The 19,483-nt window shown below is 60.9% G+C and carries 20 protein-coding genes; 6 read left to right on the forward strand and 14 right to left on the reverse strand.

The genetic code is table 11. The annotated features are described in order from the left end of the window. Positions 1-32: 32 nt before the first annotated feature. The 5 genes from glgB to AACZ55_RS02895 all read right to left on the reverse strand — a co-directional run bounded on the left by glgB (position 33) and on the right by AACZ55_RS02895 (position 7,332). Positions 33-2,234 carry a 1,4-alpha-glucan branching protein GlgB gene (glgB, locus tag AACZ55_RS02875; RefSeq protein WP_339642851.1) on the reverse strand — a complete coding sequence of 734 codons (2,202 nt, stop codon included), beginning with the start codon at positions 2,232-2,234 and terminating at the stop codon, positions 33-35. Positions 2,235-2,326: 92 nt separating this feature from the next. Further along, a complete protein-coding gene (locus tag AACZ55_RS02880) occupies positions 2,327-4,795 on the reverse strand; it encodes a glycogen/starch/alpha-glucan phosphorylase (RefSeq protein ID WP_339642852.1) in 2,469 nt (822 codons plus the stop codon). A 399-nt stretch (positions 4,796-5,194) separates the two neighbouring features. Next, the gene (locus AACZ55_RS02885; RefSeq protein WP_339642853.1) at positions 5,195-6,133 is read right to left on the reverse strand and encodes an HWE histidine kinase domain-containing protein; all 939 of its coding nucleotides are present in this window, start codon (positions 6,131-6,133) and stop codon (positions 5,195-5,197) included. A gap of 159 nt (positions 6,134-6,292) precedes the next feature. Further along, entirely contained in the window at positions 6,293-6,460 is a 168-nt protein-coding gene (locus AACZ55_RS02890; protein ID WP_338609868.1) for a DUF1328 domain-containing protein, read from the reverse strand. 74 nt (positions 6,461-6,534) lie between these two features. Continuing rightward, entirely contained in the window at positions 6,535-7,332 is a 798-nt protein-coding gene (locus tag AACZ55_RS02895; protein ID WP_338609866.1) for a response regulator, read from the reverse strand. A gap of 178 nt (positions 7,333-7,510) precedes the next feature. On the opposite strand from AACZ55_RS02895, the gene AACZ55_RS02900 reads away from it, so the two are divergent. From AACZ55_RS02900 to AACZ55_RS02915, 4 genes are all read left to right on the forward strand, one after another. Further along, positions 7,511-7,702, forward strand: a complete 192-nt coding sequence (locus AACZ55_RS02900; RefSeq protein WP_338609865.1) for a NepR family anti-sigma factor — start codon at positions 7,511-7,513, stop codon at positions 7,700-7,702. A 9-nt stretch (positions 7,703-7,711) separates the two neighbouring features. Beyond that, positions 7,712-8,269, forward strand: coding sequence for a sigma-70 family RNA polymerase sigma factor (locus AACZ55_RS02905; protein WP_338609864.1), 558 nt, complete (start codon positions 7,712-7,714; stop codon positions 8,267-8,269). 108 nt (positions 8,270-8,377) lie between these two features. After that, positions 8,378-8,710 (forward strand): hypothetical protein, encoded by a 333-nt coding sequence (locus tag AACZ55_RS02910; RefSeq protein WP_339642856.1) that lies wholly within the window; start codon positions 8,378-8,380, stop codon positions 8,708-8,710. An 11-nt stretch (positions 8,711-8,721) separates the two neighbouring features. Next, positions 8,722-9,153 (forward strand): phage holin family protein, encoded by a 432-nt coding sequence (locus AACZ55_RS02915; RefSeq protein ID WP_339642857.1) that lies wholly within the window; start codon positions 8,722-8,724, stop codon positions 9,151-9,153. Positions 9,154-9,213: 60 nt separating this feature from the next. Here AACZ55_RS02915 and AACZ55_RS02920 read toward each other — a convergent pair whose 3' ends face one another. Next, on the reverse strand, positions 9,214-9,432 hold the full coding sequence (locus AACZ55_RS02920) for a hypothetical protein (RefSeq protein WP_339642858.1): 219 nt from the start codon (positions 9,430-9,432) through the stop codon (positions 9,214-9,216). Between the two features lie 154 nt (positions 9,433-9,586). After that, positions 9,587-10,741, reverse strand: a complete 1,155-nt coding sequence (locus AACZ55_RS02925) for a PRC-barrel domain-containing protein (RefSeq protein WP_339642860.1) — start codon at positions 10,739-10,741, stop codon at positions 9,587-9,589. Positions 10,742-11,061: 320 nt separating this feature from the next. On the opposite strand from AACZ55_RS02925, the gene AACZ55_RS02930 reads away from it, so the two are divergent. Beyond that, the gene (locus tag AACZ55_RS02930) at positions 11,062-11,280 is read left to right on the forward strand and encodes a hypothetical protein (RefSeq protein ID WP_338609858.1); all 219 of its coding nucleotides are present in this window, start codon (positions 11,062-11,064) and stop codon (positions 11,278-11,280) included. On the opposite strand, the gene AACZ55_RS02935 is transcribed toward AACZ55_RS02930, so the two are convergent. The 7 genes from AACZ55_RS02935 to AACZ55_RS02965 all read right to left on the reverse strand — a co-directional run bounded on the left by AACZ55_RS02935 (position 11,277) and on the right by AACZ55_RS02965 (position 18,545). Continuing rightward, positions 11,277-12,455 carry an NAD(P)/FAD-dependent oxidoreductase gene (locus tag AACZ55_RS02935; protein WP_339642864.1) on the reverse strand — a complete coding sequence of 393 codons (1,179 nt, stop codon included), beginning with the start codon at positions 12,453-12,455 and terminating at the stop codon, positions 11,277-11,279. The two genes, AACZ55_RS02930 and AACZ55_RS02935, sit on opposite strands and share 4 nt — an antisense overlap. 71 nt (positions 12,456-12,526) lie before the next feature. Then, positions 12,527-13,201 (reverse strand): L,D-transpeptidase, encoded by a 675-nt coding sequence (locus AACZ55_RS02940; protein WP_339642867.1) that lies wholly within the window; start codon positions 13,199-13,201, stop codon positions 12,527-12,529. A gap of 293 nt (positions 13,202-13,494) precedes the next feature. After that, positions 13,495-15,300, reverse strand: a complete 1,806-nt coding sequence (locus AACZ55_RS02945) for an ATP-binding cassette domain-containing protein (protein ID WP_339642870.1) — start codon at positions 15,298-15,300, stop codon at positions 13,495-13,497. A gap of 80 nt (positions 15,301-15,380) precedes the next feature. Next, complete coding sequence (locus AACZ55_RS02950) at positions 15,381-16,106, reverse strand: endonuclease/exonuclease/phosphatase family protein (RefSeq protein ID WP_338609850.1); 726 nt, start codon at positions 16,104-16,106, stop codon at positions 15,381-15,383. 57 nt (positions 16,107-16,163) lie between these two features. Continuing rightward, positions 16,164-16,766 carry a 5'-methylthioadenosine/S-adenosylhomocysteine nucleosidase gene (locus AACZ55_RS02955; RefSeq protein ID WP_339642874.1) on the reverse strand — a complete coding sequence of 201 codons (603 nt, stop codon included), beginning with the start codon at positions 16,764-16,766 and terminating at the stop codon, positions 16,164-16,166. A gap of 45 nt (positions 16,767-16,811) precedes the next feature. Then, positions 16,812-17,750: a kelch repeat-containing protein gene (locus AACZ55_RS02960; RefSeq protein WP_339642877.1), complete on the reverse strand. Its 939-nt coding sequence runs from the start codon at positions 17,748-17,750 to the stop codon at positions 16,812-16,814. 21 nt (positions 17,751-17,771) lie between these two features. Next, entirely contained in the window at positions 17,772-18,545 is a 774-nt protein-coding gene (locus AACZ55_RS02965) for a helix-turn-helix domain-containing protein (protein ID WP_339642880.1), read from the reverse strand. Between the two features lie 396 nt (positions 18,546-18,941). Here AACZ55_RS02965 and AACZ55_RS02970 point away from each other — a divergent pair, with 396 nt between their 5' ends. Then, entirely contained in the window at positions 18,942-19,478 is a 537-nt protein-coding gene (locus tag AACZ55_RS02970; protein WP_339642883.1) for a c-type cytochrome, read from the forward strand. Positions 19,479-19,483: the final 5 nt, after the last annotated feature.

The raw sequence follows: 19,483 nt of genomic DNA on the forward strand, positions 1-19,483 counted from the left end.
GTCCCTCTCCGGTGGCGTTTTCCTTTTTTTGCCTATCCCGGCTCAAATTGCAGGATGAGGGTCGACAGCGGCGGCAGAACGATCTCTGCCGTTGCCGGATAACCGAATTCATTGCCTTTGGTTGCGCTGACCACACCCTGATTGCCCGTGTTGGACCCCGCATACCAGCCCGCGTCGGTATTGATGCGCTCGACCCACCGCCCGGCGGCAGGCATGGGCAGGCGGTATTTTTCGCGCGGCACGGGGGTCAGGTTGGTGATGACCACCACAGGCGCCGCATCGGGAGCTTTGCGCACCCAGGCCAGCACCGAATTGGCCTGATCGTTGGCAATGATCCACTCGAACCCTTCGGGCTCGCAATCGCGTCCATGCAGCGCGGGTAGTTCGCGATAGACGGTATTGAGGTCGGAAATCAGCCGCCTTATGCCTTCGTGAGATGGCGCATCGAGCAGCCACCAATCGAGCGCATGGGCCTCGCTCCACTCTTCGCGCTGGGCAAATTCCTGGCCCATGAACAACAGCTTCTTGCCCGGATAACCCCACATGAAGGCATAATAGGCGCGAAGGTTGGCAAACTTCTGCCAGTCGTCGCCCGGCATCTTGGAGAGCAGCGACCCCTTGCCATGCACCACTTCGTCATGGCTCAGCGGCAGCGTGAAATTTTCCGAAAAGGCGTAGAGCAGCCCGAAGGTCAGGTCGTGGTGGTGGAAGCGGCGGTGGATCGGCTCGCGCTGCATGTAGCGCAGCGTGTCGTTCATGAAGCCCATATTCCACTTGAACCCGAACCCCAGACCCTTGGCATAGGTCGGCGCGGTCACCCCCGGCCAGCTCGTCGATTCCTCGGCCACGGTGAAGGTGCCGGGGTGGTGGCCGTAGGTTTCGGCGTTGACGCGCTGGAGAAAGGCGATCGCTTCGATATTCTCGTTGCCGCCCTGACTGTTGGGCACCCACTGGCCCGGCTGGCGCGAATAATCGAGATAGAGCATGGAGGCCACCGCATCGACCCGCAGCCCGTCGATGTGGAACCTTTCCAGCCAGTAGAGCGCATTGTTGGTGAGAAAGCTCGAGACTTCCTTGCGCCCGAAATTGTAGATCGCCGTGTTCCAGTCCGGGTGATAGCCCTGACGCGGATCGGCGTGCTCGTAGAGCGCGGTGCCATCGAACTTGGCCAGCCCGTGCTCGTCGGTCGGGAAATGGGCGGGCACCCAATCGAGAATGATCCCCAGCCCCGCATTGTGCGCCGCATCGACAAACCGGGCAAACCCGGCCGGATCCCCGAACCGCGCGGTGGGCGCATAAAGCCCCGTGGGCTGATAGCCCCAGCTCGGATCATAAGGGTGCTCGGAAATCGGCAGCAACTCGATATGGGTAAAGCCCATATCGGCGGCATAGGGCACCAATTGCTCGGCAAGCTGCTCATAGCTCAAGAACCCGCCATCGGGCCGCTTGCGCCAGGAGCCCAGATGCACCTCGTAAACGCTCATCGGTTCGTGGCGGTAGTCGCGCGATTTGCGCGCTTCCATATACGCCTGGTCGGTCCAGGCGAACGGCGTCGGGTCGGCAACCACCGAAGCGGTTTTTGGCCGCATCTCCGATTGCTGAGCATACGGATCGGCCTTGAGCGGCAGGAGATTGCCCTCCTTGCCGATGATCTCGTATTTGTATTGCGCGCCGGGCGTGACGCCAGGCACGAAAATTTCCCAGATGCCGATCTGGTTGCGCAGCCGCATGGCGTGGCGTCGCCCGTCCCAATCGTTGAACGAGCCGACGACCGAAACGCGCCGCGCATTGGGCGCCCAGACGGCAAAATGGGTGCCCTCCACGCCCTCGAATGTCATGAAGTGGGCGCCCATCTTGTCGAACAGGCGCAGATGGGATCCCTCGCCGATGTAATAGTCGTCCATCGGGCCGAGCACCGGGCCAAACGAATAGGGATCGATCACATCCCACTCGCCCCCGTCATTGCCGGCATGGTACAGTACGGGTTGAAAACGGTCTATGGTCACCGGACCTTCAAAAAAGCCCGCATCGTCCCGTTTTTCAAGCTTTCCCAGGGGCTTGCCATCGAGTGTGCGCACCTCGGCCCATTGGGCGTGAGGCACGAGTGCACGGGCGATCCATTGGCCCTCACTCTCGTGCAGGCCCAAAATCGCGAAAGGGTCGTCGTGCTGTCCACTCACCACCCGGGCGATCTGTTTGGGATCGGCCTGCCATCCGGACTGCTTTTTTGCCAAGTGCTCTACTCCCCCTCTGATGTCGGTGCATCAGTCTGTTTGTTATGAACCCGCCGGGGACCCCCAAGTTCCGGCGTCCCGCAGTCAAATCGTCAGATGTGCGGCGCTCCCCAGATATCGTCGGCATATTCACGGATCGTGCGATCCGAGGAAAACCAGGCCATTCTCGCTGTATTGCGGATCGCCATGGCGTTCCAGACCGTGCGGTCGTTCCAGAACGTATCGACCTTGCGCTGCGCGGCGCAATAGGCGTCGAAATCGCGCGCCACCATGAACCAGTCATGGTCGTAAAGCCCATCCATCAGGGCGCGATAGCGCGCCCGGTCGTCTGGCGAAAACACCCCCGACCCGATCGCTTCGATGACCTCTCGCAACGATTGACTGGATTCGATCAATTCGCGGGGCGGCCTGTTCTGAGCCCGGACGTCATCGACCTCGTCCGAGGTCATTCCGAAAATCACGATGTTTTCAGGACCCAACCGCTCGCGCATCTCGACATTGGCCCCATCCATGGTGCCGATGGTCAAGGCCCCGTTGAGTGCAAACTTCATGTTCCCGGTCCCCGAGGCTTCCATGCCGGCGGTCGAGATCTGTTCGGACAGATCGGCGGCGGGAATGATGGTTTCGGCCAGCGACACGTTGTAATTGGGCAGGAACACCACCTTCAAAAGCCCACGCACGGCGGGGTCGTTGTTGATGACCTTGGCAACGTCGTTGATGAGCTTGATGATGAGCTTGGCGTTCCAGTAACTGGGCGCCGCCTTGCCCGCGAAGACCTTGACCCGCGGCACCCAGCGCTTTTCGGGATGGGCGCGGATCATGTTGTACTGCGCCACCGCTTCCATGATGTTGAGCAATTGGCGCTTGTATTCATGGATACGCTTGATCTGGATATCAAACAGCGCATCGGGCGAGACCGTGACCCCTGCCCGCTCCTTGATGAGCGCCGCAAGGCGTTCCTTGTTGCCGCGCTTGACGGCGGCGAACTGGTCCTGGAATGACTTGTCCTCGGCATGCACGTCGAGCTTGATGAGCTGTTCGATATCGTCCTTGAAATCGGGGCCGATGCGCTCGGAAATCAGCCGGGTCAGCGCCGGATTGCACTGCATCAGCCAGCGGCGTGGCGTGACACCATTGGTCTTGTTGTTGATGCGGTCGGGGTAGAGTTTATGCAGATCGGCAAAAACCGTCTGCTTCATCAATTCGGTATGCAGGGCGGAAACCCCGTTGATCGAATGGGACCCCACAAACGCCAGCTGCCCCATACGCAACCGGCGGCCGCCATTCTCATCGATCAGGGAAATCGCCGCGATCCGGGAGTCGTCGAGCCCTTTTTCGCGCGCTTCCTCGAGCACCATGGCGTTTATGGCATAGGCAATCTGCATCTGGCGCGGCAAGAGCCGCTCGAGCAGCGCCACGGGCCATGTTTCGAGCGCCTCGGGCAACAGCGTGTGGTTGGTGTAGGAGAAAATGCCCTTGGTCAGCTTCCAGGCTTCGTTCCAGCTCAGCCCCTGCACGTCCATCAGGATACGCATCATTTCGGCAATCGAAATCGCCGGATGGGTGTCGTTGAGCTGGATGGCCACCTTGTCGGGCAGCGAACCCAGATCGCCATATTGCTGGAGATGGCGGCGTACGATGTCCTGCAGCGAGGCCGAGGAAAAGAAAAACTCCTGCCGCAGCCGCAATTCCTGACCGGCCGGCGTGGAGTCGGCGGGATAGAGCACGCGGGTGATCGAGACAGCCTTGGCGCTTTCTTCCAGCGCCCCGATATGGTCGCCCGAATTGAAGCGGTCGAGCAGCAGCGGATCGATCGGCTGGGCGCTCCACAGGCGCAGGGTATTCACCCGCGCGCCGCGCCACCCCACGACCGGTGTATCGAAGGCTACCGCATTGAGATGTTCGGCCGGATGCCAGACCTGCCGCACGCTGCCATCGGGCTGGGTGACCGGCTCGACCGATCCGCCGAACCCGATCTCGTAAGCGCTTTCGCGACGCTCGAATTCCCATGGATTGCCGTGTGCAAGCCAGTCTTCGGGCAATTCGACCTGCCAGCCATCGCTCATTTCCTGGCGGAAAAGCCCGTGGACATAGCGGATGCCATAGCCATAGGCGGGCACTTTTATGGTCGACATCGATTCAAGAAAACAGGCGGCCAGACGGCCAAGACCGCCATTGCCGAGCGCCGCGTCGGGCTCGCGCTCGATCAATTCGTCCAGATCGACATTGAACGAGGCCAGCGCCTCGCGTATCGGCTCCATCATGCCAAGATTGGACACGGCGTCACGCATCAGCCGCCCGATCAGAAATTCGAGGCTGAGGTAGTAGACGCGCTTTTGCGATGTCCGCCAGGTATCGCGCGTCGACTCCATCCACTGGTCGATGATCCGGTCGCGTATGGTCAGGATGGTCGCGGTCAGCCAGTCCGTGCGGCGCGCGACAATCGGGTCCTTGCCAACGGCATAGGTCAGCTTTTCGAGGATTTCGTTGCGAAGCGTTTCAGCGTCGCTGGCCCGTGGCTGAGGGGTGGGGGCATCGTAAACGATCGGCTTTTGCGGCATATCGCAACCCATGGTTCATGTCTGTTCCTCCCCTCAGAGACCACGAGTGTTGCACGAGTTCTGGCCGCATTCCAGCACCTTTAGCGTCATGGCGCTCATGCGCTTCCAACATGGTTGAACAAAAAATGCATCGGACACGGAACCGGCGGGCCACAGGCGCGTTTTAGGGGCAGCCGATGGAGGCGCCCCTACCTTCATCGTGCCAAGCCCTGACCCTAAAGAGGATTGCTGCCCGGCGATCCTCTTTTTTTGTGCGATGGCGGAACCATCATCGCCGTCCGGCATTTATTGGGAACGCGGATGCGTTTCCCCCAAGCGCTTTCGCTATCAGAAAGGCCGGGAGCCCCAAAGGCTTCCCGGTCTTTCCTCGTTCGGGGCGGGATTTCAGGATCGCTCGGATCAGGTGATGTGGCTGCCGTCGATGCGCAGGGCATAGTCCACGCGGCTGCCATTGACCGCAAGCTCGCCCATTCCATCCACCGCCAGCGGCACGACGCTTTCGAGAAATTTGCGGGTCAGCGGCTCGATCTCGTGGGCCGTCGATCCGGCGCCCAGCCGTTCGGTCCATTTGATGATCAGATTGCGCCCGCCATCCGACCGCGATTCGACGCTGAACGCCACGTTGATGGCCCCGTCGCCGGGATACAACTGGCCGTTGCGAACAGAGTTGGATGCCAACTCGTGGATGGCGAGCCCGACATAGAGCGCCGCGTTGGGCGAGACGACCAGGTCGTCGCCCTTGAGGTCAACCGGCAGCGCGTTGTCGCGGTGAAAAAGGGCAATCTGACGCGATATCAGATCGCTGAGCAACGCGCCCTGCCAATCCCGATCGGTCACCAGATCCTGGGCGCGGGCAATCGCCTGCAGGCGCCCCGAGAAAGCCGTAACGAAGCCTGGAACGCTGGTGGCGCTGCGCGCGGTCTGGGACGCAAGCGAAAGCACGATGGCCATAAGATTGCGCGAACGATGGCTGACCTCTCGCAGCAGGTTCTTGAGTTGAACCTCGCGGCGCTTCTGGGCACTGATATCGATGATCGTGGAATAGACCCCGATCGCCGAGCCGACCGGATCGAGATCGGGGTCGATCCAGATATCGAACCAGCGGACCTCACCGGAAATATTGACCGGCAACTCGAAGCGTTGGGGCTCACGGGTATCGAGGACATGAAGTTTGGTGGCACGGAGCCGCTCAGCGGCCAGCCGGGGCAGGAAATCGGAATCGGTGTTTCCCAGAACATCGGTGAGCTCTATGCCGGAGGGAAGGTTTTCCGCCCATTCATAAAGCAGATCGCGGTTCTGATAACTCAGGGAGACCGGCGTTCGACTCAGGGCCCTCATGGCAAACGCAAAGCGGCGAGAACTCTCGAGGGTGCCCCCGCCTGACTTTCCGTTGTCCTGACCCTTCATAGGCGACGCATGTTTGTCCGAGTGTTCCACAAGCCCCACTTAAACCGCCCCGATGGGCGGCTCGTTTTTCGTCTCAGCGCCATGGGGCTGCTAGCGTGCGCGCCGAGCCAACCCGAAGATGAGACCAATAACCATTGCGACGAGAAATACAAAGAATAGAATCTGTGCAATCGAGGATGCTGCCCCGGCGATCCCGCCAAATCCGAGAACACCGGCGATAATGGCAATTATGAGAAATGCCAAAGCCCAACCGAGCATGATCGTACTCCCGTAAAATTCTGAACGTGTGGGAGAACGAACCGGGCGCCGGGTTGTTCCGGCGCCGCGCCGATTTATGCGGCCTGTTCCATCTGTTCGGAAAAGAACAGCACCTGACTGACCAGCGCCTTGACCATGTCGGGCTGGAAGGGCTTGGTGACCAGAAAGGCAGGCTCGGGCCGTTCACCGGTCAGAAGACGTTCAGGGAACGCGGTGATGAAGATGACCGGCACGCTGGCCGAGCGCAACATGTCGTTGACCGCGTCGATGCCCGAGCTGCCATCGGCAAGCTGGATATCGGCGAGAACGAGGCCGGGCCGGCGCTGATTGAAAAGCTCGACCGCTTCCTTGTGAGTCCGCGCAACGCCGGTCACCGAATGGCCCAGCGACTCAACCATCTGCTCGATGTCCATGGCGATCAGGGGCTCGTCCTCGATAATCAGAACGGTCGTTGCAACCTGACGGGCCATCTCCGTGGAAGCGGATTCGATGAGCTCGGCGAATTCCACGTCGCTGACGCCAAGAATTTCGGCACCCTCGGCGTTGGAAAACCGTTCGACGGCCATGAGAAGAAAAGCCTGACGCGGCAGCGGCGCAATCGCACGCAAACTGCGGCGAGCCTGCTCTTCCCATGCGTGTGCCGCGGGAGGCAGCTCGGCCAGATTGATATCGACCGACTTCCAGAGCTGGGAAAAGACCTTGTAAAGGGCCACCTTGGGATCGAGGTCGGTCGGAAAGATCGACCTGTCGGCAACAAGCGCCTCGAGCGTTGCAGAAACATAGGCGTCGCCACTCGACTGGCTACCGGTCAACGACCGCGCAAAACGCCTCAGATAAGGAATGTGCGGCGCAATCAACTCAGCAAGATTCATAAATATAGCTCCCTCGGAAAGTCGCCTCGCCTTACGCGCAGGCGGCGACAATGGACCGATAACGGCACCTTTGACAAAAAGTTCCGCAACGATGGAACTTTTTTTTACTCTTGACGTTTCCGGAGCCAACAACAAGTCGCTTTGTGGGGTAAACGTGACGCAACTCAGCAGCAGAAACATGACCAGTGACGATCAGGACGAAAAGGTCCGTGAGGGCGAAGAAAAGCCGAGCCTGGGAGCAGATTCACAGGCCTTCATTGGGCTCAAGCTACGCGAACTCTACGACGACGTCGTCGCAGAGCCGGTTCCCGATCGTCTGCTTGAGCTGCTTGGTAAGCTCGGAGACGATGACAAGTCCAAGTCCGAATAGGAGGCGGCCATGTCAGACACATATGATTTCCGCGCCGAACTGCTCGCCGTAATTCCCAATCTTCGTGCCTTTGCCATGTCGCTTGTCGGTGCCGCCGACAAGGCCGACGATCTTGTGCAGGAGACTCTTGTGCGCGCCTGGGACAAGCGGTCCTCGTTCACGCCCGGCACCAATCTCAAGGGCTGGCTCTTCACCATTCTGCGCAATGAATTCTATAGTCAGATGCGCAAGCGCAAGCGCGAAGTGTCCGATCCCGAAGGGGCAATGGCCGAAAAGCTCTCGAGCCATCCCGAACAGGTCGGTCGCCTCGATATGGAAGATTTCAAGAAGGCCGTAAACCAGCTCCCCGAAGATCAGCGCGAAGCGCTCATCCTGGTGGGCGCCTCGGGATTTTCCTACGAGGAAGCGGCTGAAATCTGCGATTGCGCAGTCGGCACGATCAAGAGCCGTGTCAGCCGTGCCCGCACGCAGCTGGCGACCATCCTCAAGCTCGAGGGCGATGGCGAGTTCGGTCCCGACGCCGTGGCGGTCGGGGTTATGAACCTTTCCTCCTCCAGCGCGGCCTGACACATCACAAAACGCGGAAAATTAAGGGGTTTCGGGCATTGCGCCCGGAACCTCTCTTTCGTTTCGGCGTTAGAGTTGCGGGTATAACTCAAACATGGGAGGCCAATCATGGCCCGAGCCGCAACAACAGCCCGTACAGCAAAAGCCAACACTGACGATCCGGCAAAAGATCTCGATGCCGAAATCGCGGCGCTGCGCGAAGACGTCGCCGCCATCACGGCAACGCTGGGCGATGTCGTCAAATATCGCACCGACGGAGCCAAATCCGAAGCCCGCCGCCTCCGCAAGACCGCGGAACAAAAGGGCGAAGAGACACTGGAGCAGGTCCAGGACAGTTTCGAGGCCGCGGAAGGCGAACTCAAGTCGATGATCCGCGAAAAGCCGATCTCGTCAGTGCTTATCGCGGCCGGCGTCGGTTTCGTTCTTTCCAAAATTCTTTAAGGAGCGGCGCCATGGCGCTGACCGCACCTTTCACGGCGGTGACCGACCGCGCAACATCGGCTGTCCGGTCGATGGGGATGTCGGTTGCCGTTTACGCAATCATCGGCCTGATCGGCCTGGTCGGGCTCGGCTTCCTTATCGCCGCGCTCTATATCTGGCTGGCTCAGGAAACCGGCCCGTTGGAAGCCGCCCTAATTATGGGCGCGGGCTTTCTTGTTCTCGCGGGCATTTCGCTGGGTATCGTCATCGCCCGGCACAAACACAAGAAAGAACAGAAGCGCCGCAATTCCGCCAATACGGCGATGATGGCGTCCACTGTTTCGCTGGCATCGACCGGCCTGCGCATCGCCTCTCGAGCCCGGGGACGGTTGTTCTGGCCCGCCGTGGCCGCCATCGCGCTTGGCTGGTATTTTGGCACGTCCGGCGGCGATGACGACGATTGAGCCTAGCAACACACAGGAAAAAGGCCGGTCAATGTGACCGGCCTTTTTTTGTGGCCGGGATTACCCGTGGTCCTTGGCCAGCGAATTGAGCTTGAAGAGCTTGTCGAGATCGGCACCGCGCAGCACGCCTTTGTTCGCCGGAGCGGCGTGATGGTCCCTGAGAGGTTCAAGCAGTTCGATCTTGCGTGCATGGGACAGTGTGGGGTCCCTGGCAATTTCGGCTGGGCTACGGGCGATGGCGCCGGCATCGAAACAGGCAGGTATGATCTTGTCAGCCATGGCATCCCTCCTTTTCAGGGAGAAATGCGGTTTGGGGATGGCCCACCAGTGCCGTTGTGAAAATCGACCATCCGCTCCTCGCCCGGGCGGCTGACATGGCAAAAGGGCCGGCTTGTAAGGCCGGCCCTTTCCCGTCAAGTGTGGTAGGCGTTGGTTACTCGACGATCAGCGAGTTGTCTTCGGGAGCCGAGAGATAGGCTTCCTCGTCATACTCGGGAGCGGCTTCCAGTTCCTCGGCGGTAAGCGGAGTGCGCAGGATCAGGCCGCCATTTTCGTCGCGGACGAAAGTCAGATTGTCGAAGGCAACGGCAACAGGCTTGGTGGCAATACCCAGGAAGCCGCCGAAGTCGATGACAACGGCATCAACCGTGCCGTCTTCCGAAAGCAGGATGTCGCCGATCGAGCCGATTTCCTCATCGCCCGCACCGTAAACCGCCGTACCGGTCAACTCATCTGCCGAAATATCGGTGGTAGCGACCGATTCCATGCTGTCGAAATCGGCAGCAGCGGCAGCGTCGGCTTCAGCCGGGGCTTCCTCGGTTGCCATCGCGTCTTCAGCGGGAGCGGCTTCTTCGCTTGCCATGGCGTCATCAGCCGGGGCAGCTTCTTCAGCTGCCATGGCATCATCGGCCGGAGCAGCTTCTTCAGATGCCATCGCGTCATCAGCCGGGGCAGCTTCTTCGCTTGCCATGGCGTCATCGGCAGGGGCAGCTTCTTCAGTTGCCATCGCGTCGTCAGCGGGGGCGGCGGGCGCCATCGCATCACCGGCGGGAGCGGGAGCCATGGCATCGCCGGCACCCATCGAATCCATTTCGGCGGCGGCAGCCGATTCACTTGCCAGCCATTCCTGGCGGTCGAATTCGGCAGCATTTTCAAGCTGTTCGCGGGTCATGCTGGCAACGAGACGGTTATTGCCGTCCATATCCTCGGACAGTTCAAGGTCGGACCAGTTGATGGCGACGCTCTTCTGGCCGATGCCAAGGAAACCGCCGACACCGACGACAACGGCACCGATTTCGCCGTTCTGGTCGAGCACGAAGTCATTGACGTCGCCGATGGCTTCGGCGTCGTCGCCCGTGGAATTATAAATGGTTTCACCGATGATTTCGGTGGCCAGCCAACCGTCGGCATTGATGCCGGTTTCTTCGGCGCTAACAAGAGGCTCCTGCGGAGTTTCGGGTTCCGCGGGCGTCTCCATCATGGGTTCTGCAGGGGCCATGGCGGGATCAGCCGGGGCCATTTCCTGAGCATAGGCGCCGCCGGTAACAACCAGAGCCAGCGCGGTCGAGGCAAGAAGCTTGCGATACATTAGTTTTCTCCTGAAATCGCTTGTTTCAAGTTTTCAGGCTGGAACCGCGAGGCTCAACTCATGCCCCGATCGGCACCCCAGCCGTCATGGCAAATGAACGTCGCCTTCCCCGCTTGGTTCCCCAATGCAACGAGAATCCCCAACAATTGCGGGCTTTGGAACACAAAGCGCGGTCTGTCCGTTTCCTTTGAATCAGCCACCACCGACTCCGGCCGCAAATGTGTCGCTAATGCCTTTGTCTTGGCGTTATTGCGCCATTGGCCCAGCACATTCACAAGCGACAAAGGGAGCGATCATCCATGCTCCCGGATTTGTGATTTATGAGTTTTCCAGGCTTTGCACGTAATCCCGCCCAATCGGCATCATCGGCTCCCATCAAGGGCTATAGCCGGCGAGGGTTCATCATCGGTTGGCTGGCGATCATCTGTCTGGGGGTCGGGGGATTTGTGTTCGCCTCGAGTTATCTTTCGCCCTCGAGCGCCCACCTCCGGCTCGCCAACATCGCCGGAACGGTCCACACCGTGATCAGTCCCGGTTAAGCGGCCAACCCGCTCGCCTTTCCCGAAGCCCAGGCCCATTGGAAGTTGTAACCTCCGAGCCAGCCGGTCACGTCGACCGCCTCGCCGATGAAATAGAGCCCGGGCACCGCCTTGACCTGCATGTCGGTGGAACTGAGCGCCGCGGTATCGATGCCGCCCAAAGTCACTTCGGCTGTGCGATACCCTTCCGTGCCGACCGGTTTGACCCGCCAGTCCGAAATCGCGGCGACGATGGCGTCCATGCCCTTGCGCCCCAGATCGGCAAGATTGCCCGAAACGCCAGCCTGCGCCACAACAAGTTCGGCCACCCGGCGTGGCAGCAACTCGGCAATCGCGTTGAGCACAGACTGCTTGCCGTTGCGCGCGCGCGCCTCGACAAGCCATTGGGCGATATCGGCCTGCGGTGCCAGATCGATGGCAACGGCATTGCCCTCGCGCCAATAGGAAGAGATTTGCAGGATCGAGGGGCCACTCAACCCGCGATGGGTGAACAGCAGGCCCTCTTGGAATGCGGTTTTGCCGTGGCTTACCGTTGCGTCGAGCGAAACCCCGGCAAGTGGCCGAAGGCGCTCAAGCATGCCCGGCTCGAAGGTGAGCGGCACAAGGCCCGGGCGCGGTTCGACGACCGGCACACCGAACTGGGCCGCAACCTGATAGGCAAAACCGGTGGCGCCCATTTTCGGTATCGACTTGCCACCCGTCGCTATGACCAGCGATGTGCAGGTAACCGGGCCGTCGGGCAGCCGCAGGGCGTAGCCATTGGCCGAAGGCTCGATCGCCTCGACACCGACACCCAGTTCGAGCCGCACGCCGGCGGCTTTCATTTCATCGAGCAGCATGTCGATGACCTGCTGGGCCGACCCGTCACAAAAGAGCTGACCGAGCGTTTTTTCGTGATAGGCGATCCCGTAGCGTTCCACCAGCGCAATGAAGTCCGCGGGGCGATAGCGCCTCAGAGCTGAAATTGCGAATTTTGGGTTTTGCGAGAGGAACGATTGCGGGCTCGTGTGGATGTTGGTGAAGTTGCACCGCCCGCCGCCCGAAATGCGGATCTTCTTGCCCGGCGCCTCGGCGTGATCGACAATGAGGACCGACCGGCCACGCTGGCCGGCGGTTGCCGCGCACATCATGCCCGCCGCCCCGGCTCCGATAACGACAACGTCGAAAAAACCCATGACATCCTGCCAAAAAAACACCCGCCCGGTTGGTACCGGACGGGCGGGTCTGGCGCAAACGCTGAAAGCGATCAGGCCACGATAAGCGTGTTGCCCGTCGCAACGCGGGAATAAAGATCCATGATGTCCTGGTTCATCAGACGCACGCAGCCCGAAGAGACATTGGTGCCGATCGTCCAGGGTTCCGGCGTGCCGTGAATCCGATAAAGCGTATCGCGGCCGTTCTGGAAGATGTAGAGCGCGCGCGCACCAAGCGGATTGTCGAGACCGCCCGGCTGGCCATTGCGCCACTCCTCGAGTTCGGGCTGGCGCTCGATCATCGCGGAGGGCGGGGTCCAGGTCGGCCATTGGCGCTTGAACTGGATCGTGCCGCGACCCGACCAGCCGAACCCTTCGCGGCCAAGACCCACGCCATAGCGCATGGCCTGGCCATCTTCCTGAACCAGGTAGAGATAATAATTGGCGGTATCGACGTAAATCGTGCCCGGACGTTCTCCCGTGGGATCGGGAACGACCCGGCGATAATAGGTGGAATCGACATAGCGAAGATCGACGGCCGGAACATAGAACTCACCGTCCTGCACGCCGCGATACATGTTGACGTAAAACGGATCCAGTTGCGGAAGGGCCGGAGTCTGGGGCGCCGGGGTGCTCATGCTCGAGCAACCGGCGAGTGTCAGGGCCGAAAGACTGGCGGCTCCGGCGAGAAATCGGCGGCGGGGGAGTGGGGTGGTCAATGAGGTCATCTTGTCTGCTTTTTGTTATCCGGATGGCTTGCACGGCGCGATATGAAATATGGCTGGCGCGACATTGTTCCGCCCTCCCTCATGCCGGCAGAAGCTGTGTTGCCTTTCGGCACCACACCCCATTGGCATACGGATGGTCCCCCGCGGATCACCGCACATCCTTGAAAAGCGGCCTGTCGGCCCGAAAAACCGGCATATTTCATGCGCGGGTCTTCATAGCCGACTTAGCAGCAGATTGGTTTACAATCGGGAAAGGATAAATGTGATCGCACATTTGTGAGAATCGCGGCGGATCATCCTTCGATGTCTTCCCGCATCAATTCCAGCTCCAGCCAGCGATCTTCCATCTCGCCCAGCTTTTGCTGCGCGGCGGCGAGATCGGCGGTGACCTTTTCGAATTTGTCCGGGTCACGATTGTAAAGCCCGGCATCGTCCAGCGTCGACTGGAGCGCGGCCATCTGCTTGCGCACGCCATCCATTTCTTTCGGCAGCGTCTCAAGCGCGTGTTTGTCCTTGAACGACAATTTGCGCTTTTGCTGCGGCGGTGCGGCGGGAGCCGATTTGCCTTTGGGCGCGGTCGGCGCTTTTTCGACGCGACGGGCCGAAACCCCTGACCCGCGTTGGACGACCATGTCGGCATAGCCACCGGCATATTCGTTCCAGTCCCCGTCGCCCTCGGCAACGATGATCGAGGTGGCAACCTTGTCGAGAAAATCGCGATCGTGGCTGACCACGATCACGGTGCCCTGATAGTCGGCGATCATTTCCTCGAGCAGGTCGAGGGTTTCGAGATCGAGATCGTTGGTCGGCTCGTCCAGCACCAGCACATTGGAGGGCAGCGCCAGGGCGCGGGCCAGCGTGACGCGGTTGCGCTCGCCGCCCGAAAGCTTGCCGACCACGGTTCGGGCCTGCTCGGGGGTGAACAGAAATTCCTTCATGTAGCCGATGACATGCTTGGGCTGGCCATTGATGGTCAGCGTATCGCTGCCCCCACCGGTCAGCACGTCCTTGAGGGTGGCTTCGGGATCGAGCGAAGCGCGGCGCTGATCGAGCACGGCGAGCTCAAGCCGCGTGCCGAGCCGCACAGTGCCGCTATCGGGCTCAATCTCGCCGGTCAACATGCGGATCAGCGTCGTTTTGCCCGCGCCATTGGGACCGACGATGCCGACCCGGCTGCCGCGCATGACGCGCGTCGAAAAATCGTCGACCACCACCCGCTCGCCAAACGCCTTGTGGATATTTTCGGCCTCGACGACCATGGCGCCCGAACTGCGCCCCTCGGCCACCGTCATTTTTACCGTGCCCTGTGGGCCGCGATAATCCTTGACCTGCTGGCGCAGGCCGCCCAGCAGATCCATGCGCCGCACATTGCGCTTGCGGCGGGCGGTGACGCCATAGCGAACCCAGTGTTCCTCGGCAGCGATCTTGCGCGCCAGCTTGTGCTGCTCCTTTTCCTCCTGCTCGAGGAAATCGTCGCGCCAGGCTTCAAACATGCCAAAGCCCTGATCGATGCGCCGGGTCTGCCCCCGGTCGATCCACACAGTGCTGCGCGTGAGATCGGAGAGAAACCGGCGGTCGTGGCTGATGAGCACCAGGGCCGAGCGCAGCGATTTGAGTTCGCCTTCCAGCCATTCGATGGCCGGCAAATCGAGATGGTTGGTTGGCTCGTCCAGCAGCAAAATGTCGGGTTCCGGCGCAAGCACGCGGGCCAACGCGGCGCGACGGGCCTCTCCGCCCGATAGCGAGGCGGGATTTTCGGTGCCCGTCAGACCAAGCTGCTCGAGCAGATATTGCGCCCGATAATTATCGTCGGCGCCTTCCAGGCCCCCTTCCACATAGGCAAGCGTGGTTTCAAAGCCCGACAGATCGGGCTCCTGGGGCAGATAGCGCACGGTGGCGCCGGGCTGAAAGAACCGCTCTCCCCCATCGGGTTCGATGGTTCCGGCAGCAATCTTGAGCAGGGTCGACTTGCCCGACCCGTTGCGCCCGACCAGCGCGATCTTTTCGCCCGGCCCCACCGAAAGGTCGGCCCCTTCCAGCAGGGGTGTCGACCCCATGACGAGGCGGATCGATTGCAAGGCAAGGAGTGGCGCGGCCATAAAAAACTCGGGTCATTTCGGGGGAAGGCTGTCGTGGGTGACAGATGGCCAATATCACTGGCCAATGCAAGCCCCTGCCGTTATGCGGACTGCGCGATCTCGCGCGCCTCGGCGTTTATCCTGATCCGCGCCCAGACCGGGAGATGGTCCGAGCCCTTGCGGGCCAGATCCGACATGTGGACGCCCGACGCGGCCACATCGATGTCCATGGTGGTGATGATGCGATCGAAATTGAGCACCGGACGGGAAGAATGAAAGCTCGGGCCCGGTGCGATCACCTGATGGTTCTCGGCAAAATGGGCAAGGCACCCGCCTTCCGTCGTCCACTGGTTGAGATCGCCCATGATGATCGTGGGGAGCGTTTCATCGAGAATATCGAGTTGGTTGAGCACCGACTGCGCCTGACGGCGGCGCCAAAGGTCGACCAGCCCCAGATGCAGCCCGATGACGCGCAGGCGCTCATTGCCGACCTGGAAATCGCCAAGCACGGCACCGCGCGGTTCCAGCGCAGGCAGCGTCAGGGTCTTGGTGTCGAGCACTTCGATGCCCTGGCGATAAAGAATCGTGTTCCCATGCCAGCCAAGGCTTTGCTCGCGCACCCCGAAGCTGATGGCAAAATAGTCGGACCGTTCGGCAACCATTTCGGGAGACAACGAGGCGGCCCGGCTGCCGAACCGCCTGTCGACTTCCTGAAGCGCGATGATATCGGCATCGATTTCGGAAATGATATCGAGAATGCGGCCCGGATCGCGCCGCCAGTCGGTGCCCACGCTTTTGCGGATGTTGTAGGAAGCGACGGAAATCATGGGTGCATAATTGTCATGGCGATGTGGCAGGTCAATGAAGCTGGCCGCTCTTGGTTGCTAGAAAATGCTGTTGGCATGGGCCTCGATGAGATCGACGGCACCAGCCAGCTTTTCATCGATGATGGCAAGGTCGCGCGTCCAGTCGGACATGCCGGTGAGTTCGCTCACCCCGTCGGAAATCCCACGCACCACAACCAGCGGGACGCCAAAGGCCTGGCAGGCGCGCAGCACCGCAAAGGATTCCATATCGACCATATCGGCGTCGATTGCCTCATAGCCCGCCCCCGAAACCACATTGGCACCGGTCGACAGCCGCGCCGGTGCCAAACCCGGAATTTCCGGCTCAAGCGGCATCACGGCCGGCAGATCGAGAAACGGCGTGGCGCCGCGCGCGAACCCCAGCGCCGTCGCATCCATGTCGCGATAGGAAACCGAAGCGGCCTGATAAACCCCGGTGTGCGCGAGCGTTGCCGAACCGGCCGATCCGAGCGAAACGACAAGATCGGGCAGGCCATGACCGGTTTGCGCTGCCGCCAGGGCGCGGGTGACGGAAATCGCCGCCTCGACCGGGCCGACACCGCACATGAGCGGCGCGATCCGGGCTCGCAAATGCGGGCCATATTCGGGATCGGCAGCCATGACATAGAAAATTGAAGCCATCACCGTGCCTAAGCCGCCGCCCGATTGCCCGCAACAAAAATCGATCTATGGCATCGAGGGCACGAAGACTTCCACCAGATTGGAGCGATCCCCGCCCGCTGTCGGCGCCCCCATCAGGGTCAGTATCTGCCCCTCATGGACCACCGCACCAAACCCGTGCCGCGGGGTGGGGAGCGGTGCAAGCTCGGTCCAGCTGTCGGTGATCGGATCGTAGGCCTCCGCTTCGGCGAAGGTTACTTGGCGTGTTTCCCCGCCGAAAATGAACGCCTTGCCGTCCAGCACGGTGGCGGCAACCCCACTGCGCGCGGTCGGCATAGGCGCGCCGCTGCGCCAGGCGTCGGTTTGTGTATCGTAGATCTCGACGGTGTCGAGATTGAATGCCGGATCGCCGTCGACCCGGCCGCCAATGGCAAGGATCTCGCCGGCAATCGCAACGACACCGAGGTGATCGCGCGGCGTGGGGATTGGGGATGCGGTCTTCCAGGTGTCGGCCTGTGGATCGTAGATCATGTGGGCATCGGTATTGACTGCACCCGAGCGCGAACCGCCGATCACATGGATTTTGCCATCGACAATCGCCGCGCCGCCCGCTGCCAGCGGCGAGGGCATGGGGGCCGCCGCGCTCCAGGCAAGCGTCTCCCCATCGAGAACCCAAACCGCGTCGCTCGCCTCCCAGCCATTGACGTAACCGCCAAAGACATAGATGTCCCCGTCCAGCGCGGCAGCCATGGGGTGATGTACGCGATAGGGGAAATCGGGTCCGACGCTCCAGCTTTGCGCTTCGAGGTCGTAGATCAGCACTTCGGTGGCTCCGACATAATCGCCGATCAGATAGGCCAGGTCGCCGTCCTGCACCACGGCCATTTCCGAGCGCGGCTGAGGCCCTTGAACCCCGCCCTGCCACTGGCCGGGCTCATGTCCCATGGCGGCACAGGCCAACAGTGCAAATGCAGGCGCAAGTGCCCAGCGCAATCCGGTCGTCATCTTCCTTCCTTCCTCCCTGTCCTACCCGCCCAGCGCCTCCGCTATGCGAGGAGCAACCTCCTGCATGCGCGGCGCAAGGTCCAATACCCCCTCTTCTTCCCCGATCACGCGGCGCAAAACCATGATGACCAACGATCCGTAAAGCCGGGTTTTACCCCTCACGGGCACACTCATGCCCCAGATATCGCCGCCAAAGGTGTGCGCCATGTAGTTGCTGTCGGCCAACGCATAGCCCTTTTGGCGGATATCGGCGATCAATTCCGAAATCTTGCCCGGCTTGTTGGCCAGGGCGTTCCAGCCGGTCGGATCGCGGCGCAGCAGGCTGAGCAGCACCTCGCGCTCCTTGTCCTCCATGAACGCGAGATAAGCCCGCCCAAGCGATGTCGTGAGCATTGGCGGGCGATGGTTGGGCTGGCGGGTGACCATCATGCCGCGCCAGTCATGGGTCGTATCGGCGATGATCATGGCATCGCGGTCGAAAATTCCAAAGCTGGCAGGCCATTTGAGAATTTCCCGGCTCTCGCTGAGCACAGGGCTGGCCATCCGCCCCATTTCCCGCACCGCCGAATAACCGCCCGAGAGCACAAGGGTCTTTCCCGCCGCCCGCCAATGGGCCCCGTCGCACCGGGTGACATAGCCATCATGCTCGAGCGTTTCGAGCATGCGCACGATGGTCGCCTTGTCGAGCCCGGACTTGGCATGCAGGCTGCCCACGGTGGCTCCCTGCTCTTCGTTGACATAGCGCAATATGGTCAGCCCCCGGCTCAGCGCCTCAACCTTCCTGTACGAAACCATGCTTTCCCTCGTGGCTCCCCCGCCCTTCTTGCATCAGTAATACAGCATAATGCATGGAATTAGACTTTCGTCTAATTCACCATTGTTCAAACCCGTGATTCAGGTCGGCACCCTTGGCGCATGAGTGTTTTTGGGCCGAATTTTGGGCAAATTGGACCGGACGGGCACTTTCTTTTCCGAAAATCATCGGAAACCGAAATAACTTTGCGCAGCATCGCTGACATATCAGCTTGACTCGACGCGCTCCGAAAGCGCAACTTTGTGAAATGGCGTTTCACAATGCGGCGCCTCGTCGCCCGGCAAATTGCCACAACAGGCGATCGCAACCGACACAACCGGAAAACCGGTGGTCGGTAAGGAGGAGGAAATTCAGTTCTGAAAATGAAGGATTTGAGTATGTGGAGACCCACCGGTCTGGGCCCTGTCGGCCGGACGGCGCTTATGGCGGCCGCGATAGCCGCTCTTGCCGCGACATCGGCATTTGCGTTCGACAACATGTCACCCGAGCAACGCGCCGCGCTTGAAGCCAAGACGGTAGATGTTGCGGCAACCGACGGTGAAACCGCCGCTGCTGAAGGCGGTGAGCGCACCATTTTTGACGGCGTTTACACGGCAGAACAGGCCGAACGCGGTATGGGCTTTTTCGGCACCGACTGCGCGACCTGCCATTCCAATACCGCGCGCGGCTCTTCTGCCGCTCCGGGTCTGATTGGCTACACGCTGGACAACAAATACGCCGACGAGTCGCTTTTCACCTATTTCGATTACATGCGCTCGAACATGCCTCCGGGCAATGCAGGCTGGTTCACCGATCAGGAATATGCCGACATCGTCGCCTACCTGCTCGAGCTGCATGGCGCCCCGGCTGGCGACACCGAACTCGAAGGGACCGAGGAAGCGCTTTCGACAATCACGATCGTACCCACGCCCTAGGGCGG

This window comes from uncultured Pelagibacterium sp. (genome assembly GCF_963972885.1).
GTDB lineage: Bacteria > Pseudomonadota > Alphaproteobacteria > Rhizobiales > Devosiaceae > Pelagibacterium > Pelagibacterium nitratireducens.